Genomic DNA, 15,032 nt, shown 5'->3' on the forward strand with positions numbered 1-15,032 from the left:
AACATATAGTGAGATGATTTTCAGGGGATTAAATTCGTTTCGATAAACGGACACAATTTTGAATAAGTTTGCCCGTTTTTTTGATGATCCGTTTTTAATCCGTAAATGACCCCAACTGAAAATTGTCCCACCCTATGAACCAACAGCTCTATTTCAACGATCAGGCACATATTGCCGAAAAGTTTTTTTTGCTGCAGGATCATCTTGCTGACACAAGTAAAATGGCCGTCCTGAAAATCCGCAACTGGAAGCTGGTTGAGCATCTTCCCGAAACCAGCCAGCGTTACCAGAAGCACATGCAACAAACCTTATTTAACGTTGTTGCCAACGAATTCATTTTATGTGAAGTCGGGTTTCACTTTTCCCCGGTAAACAACTAAAAACAAAGGGCTCTGAACAGGGCCCTTTGTTTTTATCGAACCACTTACCTTTGGCTGACGAAGTTTCCATATGAAAGAAGTATATATCGTTTCAGCCGTACGCACCCCGATCGGTAGTTTCGGGGGTAATCTCAAATCATTTTCCGCTACGCAACTGGGTGCAATCGCCGTAAAAGGTGCATTGGCCAAAGCAGGCATTGCGCCTGACCAGGTAAATGAGCTGCTGATGGGCGCCGTTATCCAGGCCAACCTGGGCCAGGCACCTGCCCGCCAGGTCGCCCGCTTCGCCGGTTTACCCGATAATGTTACCTGTACCACGGTGAATAAAGTCTGCGCAAGCGGCATGAAAGCCATTGCACAGGGCGTTCAGAGCATTCTGCTGGGTGATGCTGATATCGTGGTTGCCGGAGGCATGGAAAGTATGAGTAATGTTCCTTTTTATGCGGATCAGCTCCGCTGGGGAAACAAATATGGAAATGCTACGCTCATAGATGGCCTGGCTAAAGATGGCCTCACTGATGTATATGATGGCAAAGCCATGGGTAATGCTGCAGAACTTTGCGCGTCCACCTGTGGCATCTCCCGGGAGGAACAGGACAAATTTGCCATTGAAAGTTACCAACGGAGCCAGGCTGCCTGGGAGAAAGGACTGTTTACCGCTGAGATTGTGCCTGTTCCGGTAGTGCAAAGAAACGGTGAGACCCTGTTGATCGAAAAGGATGAAGAACCCTGGAATGTCAAATTTGATAAGATCCCGTCACTGAAACCTGCCTTTCAGAAAGAAGGGACAGTTACAGCCGCCAATGCATCCACCATGAATGATGGTGCCGCAGCCGTGGTACTGATGAGCAAAGAAAGGGCAACTCAGCTTGGCATAACGCCCATCGCCGCCGTAATTGGCTATGCTGATGCCGAACAGGCACCAGAATGGTTCACCACCACGCCGGCAATCGCTGTTCCCAAAGCCGTCGGGAAAGCCGGGCTGACCATGAAGGATATCGACTGTTGGGAATTGAATGAAGCCTTCTCGGTAGTTGGTATCGAAAATACCCGCAGGATGCACCTGGATCCGGCAAAAGTGAATATGCATGGTGGTGCAGTGTCGCTTGGCCATCCACTGGGTGCAAGCGGCGCAAGAATTATCGTTACGCTGATCAATGTGCTGAAGTCCAACAATGCCCGTTACGGTGCTGCCGGCATCTGCAACGGGGGGGGTGGCGCATCGGCCATGGTCATCAAAAACCTGTGACATGCCTGATATAAGGCTGGCGGGAAAAGAGGACGCACAACGCATCAGTGCGCTCAGCCGGCAAACATTTATTGATTCCTTCGCTGCAGACAACACCGCTGCAGATATGGAAATCTTCCTGAACAGCCAGTTTACCATATCGCAACTGGAGGCACAGGTAGGGCAGCCACTTAATCATTTTTTCATCACCTGGGAACAGGAAGAGCCGCTGGGGTATATGCGGCTGATTGAACATCCTGACGGTCATCCTGATTTCCGGCCAGGTTTTCCTTCTTTTGAGATCAGCCGCTTTTATGCGGTAAAACAAGCCATTGGAAAAGGAATCGGTCCCCTGATGATGGCTTATGCCCTCGATTTCGGCAGATCACTCGGTTATCCGGTTTGCTGGTTGGGTGTTTGGGAAAAGAATGCCCGTGCATTGCGGTTCTACAGCAAATTTGGTTTCACGCAGGAAGGCAGCCATGCTTTCCTGTTGGGCACAGACTGGCAAACGGACCTCATCCTGTTTGTTGAGCTCGATAAGAATTGCTGATATCCTCCGATCGCCATCTTCCAAAATGTCGTATTTTAAACCATCGTTTTCAAACTAATCGTTGTCCTACCAGTAACACCATTAACATAACTGTCTATGATCCTTTTCCCTAAGGGAGTCCGGCTAACTGCATGTGCAAACCTGTTGAAGTTTCGGCCCTTTGTGATGCTGATTGCCCTGATGGCGGGTGGGCTCCTGTCGCTGCCGGCCAGCGGACATACCCGGAAAGCAGCTCCTTTTCAATCTGATACCGCTATTGCCCGCGGCAGGGTAGTAGACAGAGCCGATAACAAACCCATTCCCGGTGCTACTGTTACCAACCTGCGCTCAGGCAAATCGATCTTCACCAATACCCAGGGTGAGTTTGCCATTCCGGCATTTCCCGGCGACAGTATCCGGATCACTGTTGCAGGCATGCAGCCTTCCACCGTCGCCTATAATGGTGAACCCAGTCTGGCCGTCAGCATCGCCAAAGGAGAGGCAACGCTCTCGGAAGTGATCGTGACTGGTTACCAGAATATCGACCGTAAAAAATTTGCCGGGGCGGCTGCCGTGGTGAAGATGGACAATATCAAAATGGAAGGAACAGCTGATGTGACCCGCATGCTCGAAGGCAGGGTGGCCGGCGTGGCTGTTCAGAACGTATCCGGCACTTTTGGTGCCGCTCCCAAACTGAGGGTGCGTGGCGCCACTTCCCTGAATGGCGACAACAAACCGCTTTGGGTGGTTGACGGCGTGGTACTGGAAGACATCGTTAATATTTCCAATGACCAGCTGTCCAGTGGTGACCCAACCACCTTGCTGGGTTCCAGCGTAGCCGGGTTGAACTCAAATGACATTGAAAGCTTCGATATCCTTAAAGATGCAGCAGCGACCGCCCTGTATGGAGCCCGTGCGATGAACGGGGTAGTAGTGATCACTACCAAAAAAGGTAAATCAGGCAAAACCACCGTCAACTACAACGGCAGTTACGGTGTCCAGTTCAAGCCCACCTACGGCGACTATAATATCATGAACTCCATGGAGCAGATGAGTGTGCTGGCCGAACTGGAAAGAAAGGGAAGCCTGAATTACACCATCCTTTCACGGGGTGATATCGGTGTTTACGGCAAGATGTATGAGGCATTGGGCATGAATGACGCCGGCAGCTTCGACCTTCAGAATACCCAGCCGGAAAGAGCCGCTTTCCTGAAACGGTATGCTTATGCGAATACGGATTGGTTCGATGTGCTCTTCAAAAACAATTTTGTACAGGAGCATTCGCTCAGCATTTCCGGTGGTACCGAGAAATCCCAGAACTATTTCTCCCTGAGTTATTACGGCGACAACGGATGGACCATTGCCGACAACGTAAACCGGTTCACCATGAACTTCAGGAACAACTACAAGTTCAATGACCGGTTCAATGCAGGATTCTCCACGCTGGGATCAATCCGGCAACAAAAAGCGCCTGGCACACTGGCAAGAAACCCTAACCCGGTGGAAGGCCAGTACGACCGCGATTTTGACATCAATCCTTTTAGCTACGCAGTCAATACCAGCCGTACCCTTACGCCTTATGACGAAAATGGAAACCTCGAATATTTCAGGAGGAATTATGCGCCATTCAATATTATTCACGAACTGGATAATAATTATCTCGACATCAATATTATTGATCTGAAACTACAGCTGGATGCCACTTACAAATTTACCGACAAGTTCAGGTATGAGTTTGTTGGTGCCGCACGATATGTAAAGTCTACAACTGAACACCAGGTAACAGAATATTCAAACATGGCCAATGCCTATCGTTCGGCCGGTACGACGGTGATCAGGCAGAACAACAAATTCCTTTACCGTGATCCCGATAACCCCGAAGCGGAACCGGTAGTTGTTTTACCGTATGGCGGATTTTACAACCGCAACGAAGACTACCTCGTGAACTATGATGTGCGCAACTCACTGAATTATTCAACTGACATTGGTTCCAAAAGTAGCCTGAACGTTCTTGGCGGCGTACAGATCCGTGCCACCAACCGCCAGAATTACAACAACACGGGATATGGCTACCAGTATGATAATGGAGGGATTCCGCTGGTGGACTATCGGATCCTGAAACAGACCATCGAACAGAATTTCCCGTATTATGGCATGAGCAAGGACTATGACCGGTTCGTCGCCTTCTACGCCACAGCCAACTACACCTTCGACAACAGGTTCAACCTTACAGCCACAGGGCGGTACGATGGTTCCAACCGCCTCGGCAGCTCCCGCCAGGCAAGGTGGCTGCCGACCTGGAGCGTTGCGGGCTCCTGGAATATGGAACAGGAAAAATTCCTGGAAGATGTCAGCTGGCTCGATTACCTGACCCTGCGCGCCAGCTATGGACTTACCGCCAGTATGGGACCTGCTACCAACTCGAATATTGTATTGCGTACCATCAATACCAACCGGCCCTACCTGACAGAAAAGGAATCGGTGATCACCCTGGCCAACCTGGAGAACAAAGACCTGACCTGGGAGAAAATGTATACCAGTAATATCGGAATAGATGCCTCCATGTTCAACCGGCGCCTGAGCTTCAGCATAGATGCATACTACAGGCAAAGCTATGATCTCATCAGCCTGATCAAAACCTCAGGCATTGGTGGTGAAGCCTACAAGGCAGCGAACTATGCAGATATGGATTCCTATGGCGGTGAGTTCGTGATCAACGGGGAAATTATCCGTAAGAAGGACTGGGGCTGGCGTTCAACGCTGACTTTTGGCTACAACAAGAACAAGATCATCAATGCCCGCAATGAACCAACCATTTTCAGCCTGGTAGTGCCTGAAGGTGGCAATAAGGAGGGGTACCCGGTAAGAAGTCTTTTTTCCATCCGGTACGATGGCCTCGACCACAGAACCGGGATGCCCAATTTTATCGATGAGACCGGAAAAAGCAACAACACGGTCTACCTGCAGGATCAGAATACCAGCTACCTGAAATATGAAGGGCCGGTTGATCCTCCGTTCAACGGCGGATTCTCCAATACATTTCATTACAAGGCGTTCAGCCTGAATATCTTTATTACCTACCAGGCGGGTAACAAGATCAGGCTGTATCCAAACTTCCGGACACTATATACCGACCTGGATGCCATGCCGAAAGAATTCAAGGATCGCTGGGTGCAGCCGGGTGACGAAGTTTACACAAATGTTCCTTCTATCCTCGGGGTATTTGAACAATCAAGGCTAACTGGTGCATATCCATACAATAACTACAATTACTCTGATGTCAGGGTCGCCAGCGGTGATTTTATCCGCCTGAAAACTGTTTCCCTTTCGTACCAGTTTCCCCAGAAAATTGTGCAGTCCATCAAGGCAAATAATCTTGGCGCTACGATTTCTGCCACCAACCCGTGGCTGATCTATTCTGATATTGCGCTGAAGGGACAGGACCCTGAATTTTTCAATGCCGGCGGTGTGGCGCAACCTATCCAGAAACAAATTACGTTAACCCTGAAACTGGGATTCTAAATCACTGCCACATGAAAAAGATTCTCGTATATAGTCTGTTGTTACTGGTGACGGGGTCAGGTTGTTCAAAATTCCTGGAGAAGTCCCCGGATAACCGTACCGAACTGAATACCCCGGAGAAAGTATCACAATTGCTCGGCACGGCTTATCCGCAGGCCAATTACATGGATTTCGCGGAGAGTATGTCCGACAATGTTGGCGATAAAGGCGTGGGCGTTCCGGACCTTACCAATGTCGGTTCCTTCCGTTTCGAAGATATTATCGACAATAACCAGGATTCCCCGGAGTATTACTGGAATGCCTGCTATTCTGCCATTGCCGCCGCCAACCAGGCGCTGAAGACTTGCCTCACTGCTTCAGATCCCCAGAACTATATTTCCCAGAAAGGTGAGGCGCTCGTTGCAAGGGCTTACAATCATTTCATGCTGGTAACACTTTTTGCCAAATGCTATGATCCGGAAACCGCAGTTTCTGACCCTGGTGTTCCATATGTAACCGAGCCGGAAGATGTAGTGATCAAACAGTATGACCGGAAGACAGTTGCCTATGTGTACGAAATGATTGAAAAGGATCTTTTGGAAGGGCTACCGCTGCTGGACGATAAACGTTACAATGTGCCGAAATACCATTTCACAAGGGTAGCCGCCAATGCTTTCGCTTCCCGGTTTTACCTTTTCAAGCGCGATTATGAGAAGGTAGTGACCTATTCCAGCCAGGCATTGGGTTCAGGCAGCCCCACCACCTTGCTGCGGCCCTGGAATACTGACTACCTGGCAATGACCTACCAGGAGTTGTTTGAAGTTTACGCAAGGGCATCCACGAACGCCAACCTGTTGCTTGTGGAAAGCTCCTCTACCTGGGCCCGGTATTACTATCGGGTAAGATTTGCCCTGAATAATGCCAAGCGTGACGAGGTGCTTGCGGAGAATGTAACTGGCGGAGAATGGGCATTTCTGTATCACCTGTATTCTTCCGGAGGTGAAAACCTGTTGATTCCAAAGATCAATGAATATTTTGTGCAGAGTTCGATCAATGCCAATATCGGCCTGCCCTATGTCATGATTCCGCTCTTTACCGCGGAAGAGGTGTTATTCAACCGTGCAGAAGCCAATGCCTGGCTGGGTAATACAAGTGCTTCCCTGGTTGACCTGAATGCTTACGCAAGCACCCGCATCAGGAATTACAGTGCAGCGGCAAACAACATAACAGCAACCAAAATCCGGAATTATTACAATACCAGCAATGCTACTGTCGGCACCGTCCGGACCGTGCTTGATTTCAAGAGAGCGGAATACTTACAGGAAGGTATGCGGTGGTTTGACATACTGCGTTACCAGATCCCGGTACAACACCGCACAGCAGAAGGAGAGGTGATCACACTTGGTAGTGACGACCCACGCCGGTTATTGCAACTGCCGCAATCCACCAGCCTTTCCGGACTTCAACCCAATCCCAGATAGCCTTAACCCATTATATGAAAAGCGTACAATATTTATTCTTATTGCTGATAGCGGGACTAGCCGGTTTGTCATCCTGCAAAAAAGACAATGTCTCGGGGAATGCTGATGACATCCCCGGCCTCGGTGGTGACGAATGGGTAAATGGTCCGGTTGACGACTGGCTGTTCACCAATTATACCCAGGTCTACAATGTGGATGTCAAATACAAATGGAGCCAGACAGAACTCAGTGAACTCAACAAGTTTGTTGTGCCGGTTGATGAGGCCCAGGTGATTCCCGTGATGACTGCTATTAAAGATATCTGGGTAACGCCTTATGAACAGGAAGCCGGCGGCAATTTCATGAAACAATACATGCCAAGGTTTATTATCCTGTTTGGCAGCCCAAGCTATAATTCCGATGGGTCGTTTACGCTGGGCCAGGCAGAAGGGGAGGGCAGAATATTGTTGTTTGACCTGAACAATTTCCGATCCAAGGGAATGCCTGGATATGAACCGGTAGATTCACTGACGGTAAAGGAGATGTTCCATACCATCGAACACGAGTTTGGCCACACCCTGCATTTCAACATTATGTATCCTGTGGAATTCAAAACAATTACCGGGGGGTATACGTCCAATTGGAATAACAATACCAATGCGCAGGCCAGGGAGCAGGGTTTTATTTCCAATTATGCCATGAATGGCCCGGATGATGACTTTGTGGAAACCATCGCTTTCCTGCTGGTGGAAGGACAATCCTGGTTCCAGGCAATGCTGGCCACCATCGAAAGTGATGAAGGCAGAACCAAACTGCAACAGAAAGCCGCGATGGTGGAAGACTATTATCATAATGCCTGGAATATCAATTTCAGAAGCCTGCAAACGCGCACGCGGGCAGCGATTATTGCCTATACCAAATAAAAGACCGTTATGAAAAGAATATTATCGCTGTTGCTGATCGCTGGTCTTTTTAGTGCCTGCCAGAAAGACGAATCTCCTTTCGATAAAGGACCCGATGAGCGGATCAACGAAACCCTTGCTTCCTACGAGCAGGCACTTGTCAGTTCTCCGGCCGGCTGGAATGCCACCATCATAACCGGTACCGGTGGACTGTTCAATTTTCATTTCAGATTCAATGCGTCAAACCGGGTATTCATGTTCAGTGACTTCAACCAGGAAACCGCCGGCACTGAAAAAGAAAGCAGCTACCGGCTGAAATCCCTGCAGCAACCCGTGCTCATGTTCGACACTTACAGTTATATCCATCTATTGGGAGACCCTACAGGCAGTGTCAACGGCGGACAAAACGGTGAAGGCCTCAAAGTCGACTTTGAATATTCCCTTGATACCTTGTATGCCGATAGCATTATTCTGACCGGCAGGTTTTATGGTACACGACTTAAGCTGATAAAGTCTGACCAGGCAGATCTGGATGCCTGGCAAAATGGAATCTGGGAGAACAACCTGGCATTTCTGAATATCAGCGAGATTCTTGAATATTTCAAGCGGTTTTCGCATGCAGGCGTTACCTATGAGATGCTTATTGATGAAACCAGCCGAACAATCCTTTTTCACTGGGTATCCGGTGGTACCTTACGGACTTTCGTGACCAGTTACTACTTTGACAATACCGGCCTGGTGCTGCAGGAACCATTAGTGAACGGAAATACGACAATAACTGGTTTCGATCATTTTGACTGGAACGACAATAATAAGACACTGGACATGCAGGTGAATGGCCAGGACGCAACGATTGCGGGCGCAACTGCTCCTTTGCGGACAGACCTGGGAGCCCCGCGCCGGTGGTGGGAAGCAGCCGCCAATGCTGGATCCTATTGGATTTCACCGACCGGGTTCCATGTGAATGGTGTGGACGATGCCTATCATGTGACTGAGGTACCCAATTATTACTTCACTATTTTCTGGCCGGCATACGGCCGGACCCAGGATAATGTGGTAGTTGATATATTAGGGTTTGTTACACAGGAGATCGGCGGGCTCGCGCTGAATATCGCCGCGGGGTACAGACCCCCGAATTTTACCAGTGATGGTCGGGTAGTCTTCCCCTTCCTGGACGTTCTGACAGACGTTCCGCCGGAAGCAAAAGATGCTTTCGAAAAAACCTATCAGAAATTCAGTGAGGCGGAAGGATTTTATTTCGTTCAAACGGGAGCATCATCGTATGATATGGTCGCCGCTTCGGATGCTCGATCTTGGATCTCATGGGTACGCTAATTTCATACAGTGAAACCTAAAATCGTTTAACTTTAGATTAACCATAAACGTAAAATCAGTTATATGAAAAAATTAATCCTTAAAATGTCCGGGCTTGGCTTGTTGTTCCTCACGCTCACGCTGAGCTCCTGCTCCAAAGAAGGTGATACAGGTCCCGCCGGTCCTGCTGGTCCCGCCGGCCCGGTTGGTCCTGCAGGTCCAACTGGTGAAACAGGAACCGCCAATGTGATCTATTCCCCATGGCTCTCCGTTGATTTTAATGACAACGGTATTGGCGAGATTGAAGCACCCAGCCTGTCTGTCGATGTTTTGAATTCCGGTACCGTTAAAGTTTATTTTAACCTCAATGATGAAACAGATCCGGTTGTCTTCCCCCTGCCCGCAGTGATCAATCCGGCCTTATTTATTGAAGAGCCAACGGCTGATGACCCGTATATGACCCTGGATCCCATATTTACAGAAGGAAGCATTACCATTCTTTCCAATTATATTCTGACGGGAGCACCGTTCCGGTATGTGATCATACCAGGTGGTGTGGAAGAAGGAGGACGTTCTGCAGTTAACTGGAACGATTACAATTCCGTTAAAAAATACCTGAACCTGAAAGACTAGTCTTTCTACCCAAAATCTTGTTAACGATACCGGCTCTCTATAGGCCGGTATCGCTTTTTATGGCTAATATCGTAATCTGAAAAATACCACATGAGAGCTTACCTGTATATATCCCTGGCTGTTATCCTGGCCACCACCAGCTGTAAGAAAAATGATTCCGGACCTTCGCAGTCGCAAAGTGTACTGGATAGTTCGCTGGCTATTGCAAAAGATTATTACCTGTGGTATAACCAGATCCCCGGGGATTTTAAAAGCAGTAATTATTCAGACCCCAATCAACTGATGCGGGGAATCCGGCAATATAGTACTGAAACAGGATTTACAGGACCGGTCGACCGCTGGAGCTTCGGCATTCTTAAAACAGAATGGGATGATGTGAGCAGTGGCATTTCCGGTGATATCGGGATCGGTGTCTTCTACCATGATGAGGATGATCTGCGGGTTACTTATGTAGAACCGGCTTCTGCCGCTGGTGTGGCTGGAGTGCAACGCAGCTGGCGCATCACCAAACTCAACGGGCGAACAGACCTGACATATTCTCAGAGTACTGCAAATTTCATTGTTGATGCTGTTTATGGCGGTAATACGGCCAGCATTACATTTGAAAAGAATGACGGTACTACTGTTGAACTCACACTGAACCCGACTACGTACCAGGACCAGCCTATCCTGCTTGACACCGTTTATACAGCGGGCAGCAAAAAGATCGGATACATGGTGCTGAATTCTTTCCTTGGGGATATTGACGGCATGAAAGCCAATTTTGCCAAAACCTTTGCCGATTTCGGAACAGCTGGTGTTACGGATCTCGTTGTTGACCTGCGGTACAATGGCGGGGGGTATGTAACCCTGCAGGAAGAACTCGCCAACTACCTGGTGCCTGCGACGAAGTCAAATACGCTCATGTACAAAGAAACATTCAACGATAAACTGACAGAATACAATGAATCCGCCAACTTCAGTAAAAAAGGAACGCTTGAGCCCGGGCACATTGTTTTCATCATCAGTCAGAATACAGCGTCGGCATCGGAGGCATTGATCAATATTATGCGGCCGCAGCTGACCGTTAAACTGGTTGGCCCCAGTCATTCCACTGGCAAACCGGTAGGGTATTTCCCTATTCCGGCGGGGGACTGGTATGTGTTCCCCGTTTCGTTAAGAATAGTGAATTCCCTGGATGAGGGCAATTATTTCAACGGCTTTGAGCCGGATAAAGTGACGCCTGACGGTCTTGATCATACCTGGGGTGACCTGGATGAAGACTGCCTGGCCGCCGCCTATAGCTATCTGACTACCGGTAACTTCAGGAGCAGTAACCGGGAATCTGCAGCGCTGACTGCGAGCAGGATTGGTATATACAATAAAATGCATACACAAAAGCGGCAGCTACTGGTGGAAACCAGGAGTATCCGATACCGCTAATTTTTGCGCATTTCATTACGAACCAATATTTTTGCCACTCCAAAAACTATTCGAATGGCAAGATCTATCGCATATAGAGAGGCACTGCGCGAAGCAATGAGTGAAGAGTTCCGCCGTGATGACCGTGTTTTCCTGATGGGTGAGGAAGTCGCGGAATACAACGGAGCTTACAAAGTGAGCCAGGGCATGCTCGATGAATTCGGTAGCAAAAGGGTGATCGATACGCCCATTTCCGAACTTGGTTTTACAGCGGTTGCCGTAGGAGCAGCACAAAACGGACTCCGTCCTATCGTGGAATTCATGACCTGGAACTTTGCCGTCCTGGCATTGGACCAGATCCTCAATACAGCTTCCAAAATGCTTGCCATGAGCGGCGGACAACTGAGCTGTCCGATCGTGCTGCGCGGCGCCAACGGTTCTGCCGGGCAGCTGGGAGCACAACACAGCACAGCTTTCGAAAGCTATTATGCCAATATTCCCGGAATCAAGGTAGTTAGCCCCAGTAACCCGTATGACGCCAAAGGTTTGTTGAAACAGGCCATCCGTTATGAAGAAGATCCCGTGATCTTCATGGAAAGCGAAGTGATGTACGGAGAGAAAGGAGAAGTTCCTGAAGAAGAATACTATATCCCGCTGGGAAAGGCGGATGTAAAAAAAGAAGGCAAGGATGTGACGATCGTTTCCTTCAATAAGATGATGAAAGTGGCCCTGGGTGCTGCTGACGAGTTGGAGAAAGAAGGGGTAAGCGCTGAAGTGATCGACCTCCGCACCATTCGTCCGCTCGACTGGCACACTATCCTCGAGAGCGTGAAAAAGACGAACCGGTTGGTAATCGTGGAAGAGCAATGGCCATTTGCGTCTATCTCATCCGAAATCTCTTATCGCATCCAGAAAGAAGGATTTGACTATCTCGACGCGCCGATCCGCAGAATTACTGCGGCAGATGCGCCACTCCACTATGCGCCTAACCTGGTTGCAGCGGCTTTACCTGATGTAAGCCGTACTGTTAAACTCGTGAAAGAGGTAATGTACCTGAAAAAATAAGGCAGGGTAAACCTGTACATATACCGCCGGAATTGTCTGACAGTTCCGGCGGTTTTTTATAATGCCCGGGATCTGGCTTCGCCCACCGCCTTCGACTGCTGAAGCGTTAGCGTAAGCAGTAGCTTTAGTGAAGGTGGGAATCGACAACTATGTTGAGTATTGGAAGAGTAGGGGAAAAACGGGCTAATGGAGTTTGAAGTTGGCTCATGATCCGCCAGGTGATGAAAACAGGAAAGCCGCTGAATTCAGCGGCCTTACTGTCATTAACCATTATTATATCAATCCATCAAAAATTTAGCCATTAGCCAGCTTCAGCATACTGCTGATGGTGAGCAAAAAGCAATAACTGTAAGCCATCAATACTCCGGCAAGCACCACGATCTTAGCAGTCAGCTGCCAGACGGACACTTCACGGGTCGTTTTCAGGGGGTGTTTTAAAGTGTTCATAGGTGGATATTTCGTTATTCATTAGGATAATCCAAAAGTACTTTACCACACCAGGCAAGTCAAGATCAGAAATACTTGATTTTATTTAGTAATACTACGAGCGCATTCTTCACCAATTACGATCAAATCTGTACCAGGAATTACCGGGGAACTTCCATTCCGGAGTTACAATAGTGGTTTGTAATTCGCTGTTAGTCAAACTATACCAGGGATTTAACGCTGTATTTTCCGGATTTTTTACAACATGCAGGTCCTGTGCAGGCATATATCCCTGCATCAACAGGTAGATGCGCCCACCCGCGTTATTTACTGCGACGTCCAGTACCAGTACTGCGTGGCCGGGATGACCACCCTCCAGGAGAACATCTCCTGGTTGTGGCAGGGCGGCTGACAACCGTTTCAGCTGATGGGAAAGTGAAGCAGTTCCCGCATAAGTGAAAACCACCCGCAGAAAACCACCCAGCTCGTTACGGTTATTCATAGCTGTTATACCTGCTGCATTTTCCCGCAATACCAGCCGGTTATTTTTCAAACTATAGCGAACGCCCCGGCACCAATCCGTGTACCGGAGCCATGTGCCGTCTGTTGCCAGGAATGCAATTCTGTTGTATGCGCCGCGGGAGAACAGGTACTTCGCATGCAACAACATAACGGCATCGGCACATTGAACCAGGTCCGTCGATCCAACGGGAATATTTAATACTGCATACTGAGCAGTCTGCCTCCTTTTCAGGGTGCCATCAAAAAGAAACACCCTGTTGTCTTCCCTCAGTGGCAAACTTCTCAGATAGGCTGTAATTGAAGTGTCCGCAACGGGAAGCCTGTTGTATCCGGGAGGTAAAGGGATGCTGCTGACCGTAGCAGGCGAGGACAGTCGAAAAAGTGGCAAAAAAATTGAAAGGAAGAAGGCCAATTGCATTTATAACTATTTTTGGATGGATCGAAGATGCACAGGCACCCTGCTTGCATACCAGCAGATTCATTTTAGACTAATCTTAACAGCATGTCAAACATCCTGATCATTGACGACGAAAGGGCGATTCGCAAAACACTGGGAGAAATACTTTCTTACGAGGGGTATAAAATCGAGGAAGCATCCGATGGGGAAGAAGGCCTGAAAAAATTCAGGGAGCGGACATTTGATGTCGTACTATGTGATATCAAAATGCCCAAGCTGGATGGCCTTGAATTCCTGGACAAAGCCAGGGAAGCAAATCCGGACGTGCCCATCATCATGATCTCCGGACACGGCACCATTGAGACTGCCGTAGAAGCTGTTAAAAAGGGCGCGTTTGACTATATTTCCAAACCACCGGACCTCAACCGCCTGCTGATCACCCTTCGCAATGCAATGGATAAAACCTCCCTGGTTACCGAAACCAGGGTGTTGAAACGTAAAGTCAGCAAGGTGCAGGAAATGATCGGTGATTCACCGGCCATACAGCGCATTAAGGATACGATTGAGAAAGTGGCACCTACGGATGCCCGCGTACTGATTACGGGAGAAAACGGGGTGGGTAAAGAACTCGTGGCAAGGTGGCTGCATGAAAAGAGTAACCGCTCATCCGGCCAGCTGGTAGAGGTGAATTGTGCTGCCATTCCAGGCGAACTGATCGAAAGTGAGCTTTTCGGTCACGAAAAAGGCTCTTTCACATCCGCCATCAAACAACGCATCGGCAAATTTGAACAGGCGAGTGGCGGCACCCTGTTCCTCGACGAGATCGGGGATATGAGCCTCACCGCACAGGCCAAGGTACTGCGGGCGCTACAGGAAGGTAAGATCACGAGGGTAGGGGGAGAAAAGGAAATATCAGTAGATGTTCGGGTGATTGCGGCTACCAACAAAGACCTGCTGAAGGAAGTGGAGGAGAAAAACTTCCGGCTTGACCTGTACCACCGCCTTAGCGTGATCCTTATTCACGTACCGTCACTGAATGAGAGAAGAGACGATATCGTGCTGCTCGTTGACAAGTTCCTGGAAAATATCTGTGCCGAGTATGGCATCGCCAAAAAAGATATTGATAAGGCAGCGCTTGAAGCCCTGAAACAATATAACTGGACCGGTAATATCCGCGAATTGCGGAACGTGGTGGAAAGGCTGGTAATTCTGTCTGGTAAGGTAATACAGCGTGAAGATGTGCTCAATAACATTGTGCAACGCAGTTGATT

13 protein-coding genes are annotated in these 15,032 nt (G+C 48.8%); 11 read left to right on the top strand and 2 right to left on the bottom strand.

The window, feature by feature from the left end; all coding sequences use genetic code 11:
- Positions 1–134: 134 nt before the first annotated feature.
- From FPE01S_RS15090 to FPE01S_RS15135, 10 genes are all read left to right on the top strand, one after another.
- Positions 135–380, top strand: a complete 246-nt coding sequence (locus tag FPE01S_RS15090) for a hypothetical protein (RefSeq protein ID WP_046369734.1) — start codon at positions 135–137, stop codon at positions 378–380.
- Positions 381–450: 70 nt separating this feature from the next.
- Positions 451–1,629: an acetyl-CoA C-acyltransferase gene (locus FPE01S_RS15095; RefSeq protein ID WP_046369735.1), complete on the top strand. Its 1,179-nt coding sequence runs from the start codon at positions 451–453 to the stop codon at positions 1,627–1,629.
- Position 1,630: 1 nt separating this feature from the next.
- On the top strand, positions 1,631–2,161 hold the full coding sequence (locus tag FPE01S_RS15100; RefSeq protein ID WP_046369736.1) for a GNAT family N-acetyltransferase: 531 nt from the start codon (positions 1,631–1,633) through the stop codon (positions 2,159–2,161).
- A 96-nt stretch (positions 2,162–2,257) separates the two neighbouring features.
- A complete protein-coding gene (locus tag FPE01S_RS15105) occupies positions 2,258–5,662 on the top strand; it encodes a SusC/RagA family TonB-linked outer membrane protein (protein ID WP_083990271.1) in 3,405 nt (1,134 codons plus the stop codon).
- Positions 5,663–5,673: 11 nt separating this feature from the next.
- Positions 5,674–7,122, top strand: coding sequence for a RagB/SusD family nutrient uptake outer membrane protein (locus FPE01S_RS15110; RefSeq protein ID WP_046369737.1), 1,449 nt, complete (start codon positions 5,674–5,676; stop codon positions 7,120–7,122).
- 14 nt (positions 7,123–7,136) lie between these two features.
- Positions 7,137–8,024, top strand: coding sequence for a substrate import-associated zinc metallohydrolase lipoprotein (locus FPE01S_RS15115; protein WP_046369738.1), 888 nt, complete (start codon positions 7,137–7,139; stop codon positions 8,022–8,024).
- Positions 8,025–8,033: 9 nt separating this feature from the next.
- A complete protein-coding gene (locus FPE01S_RS15120) occupies positions 8,034–9,338 on the top strand; it encodes a DUF4302 domain-containing protein (RefSeq protein WP_046369739.1) in 1,305 nt (434 codons plus the stop codon).
- Positions 9,339–9,401: 63 nt separating this feature from the next.
- Positions 9,402–9,950 (top strand): hypothetical protein, encoded by a 549-nt coding sequence (locus FPE01S_RS25910; protein WP_052955841.1) that lies wholly within the window; start codon positions 9,402–9,404, stop codon positions 9,948–9,950.
- A 90-nt stretch (positions 9,951–10,040) separates the two neighbouring features.
- The gene (locus tag FPE01S_RS15130; RefSeq protein WP_046369740.1) at positions 10,041–11,372 is read left to right on the top strand and encodes a S41 family peptidase; all 1,332 of its coding nucleotides are present in this window, start codon (positions 10,041–10,043) and stop codon (positions 11,370–11,372) included.
- A 54-nt stretch (positions 11,373–11,426) separates the two neighbouring features.
- Positions 11,427–12,416 (top strand): pyruvate dehydrogenase complex E1 component subunit beta, encoded by a 990-nt coding sequence (locus FPE01S_RS15135; protein WP_046369741.1) that lies wholly within the window; start codon positions 11,427–11,429, stop codon positions 12,414–12,416.
- A 294-nt stretch (positions 12,417–12,710) separates the two neighbouring features.
- Here FPE01S_RS15135 and FPE01S_RS25915 read toward each other — a convergent pair whose 3' ends face one another.
- Positions 12,711–12,863 (bottom strand): hypothetical protein, encoded by a 153-nt coding sequence (locus tag FPE01S_RS25915; protein ID WP_157474044.1) that lies wholly within the window; start codon positions 12,861–12,863, stop codon positions 12,711–12,713.
- Positions 12,864–12,972: 109 nt separating this feature from the next.
- Positions 12,973–13,752 carry a DUF4846 domain-containing protein gene (locus FPE01S_RS15140; protein WP_169749174.1) on the bottom strand — a complete coding sequence of 260 codons (780 nt, stop codon included), beginning with the start codon at positions 13,750–13,752 and terminating at the stop codon, positions 12,973–12,975.
- 114 nt (positions 13,753–13,866) lie between these two features.
- On the opposite strand from FPE01S_RS15140, the gene FPE01S_RS15145 reads away from it, so the two are divergent.
- Entirely contained in the window at positions 13,867–15,030 is a 1,164-nt protein-coding gene (locus FPE01S_RS15145; protein WP_046369743.1) for a sigma-54-dependent transcriptional regulator, read from the top strand.
- Positions 15,031–15,032 lie beyond the last annotated feature (2 nt).

It is taken from the genome of Flavihumibacter petaseus NBRC 106054, assembly GCF_000974785.1.
Taxonomy (GTDB): domain Bacteria; phylum Bacteroidota; class Bacteroidia; order Chitinophagales; family Chitinophagaceae; genus Flavihumibacter; species Flavihumibacter petaseus.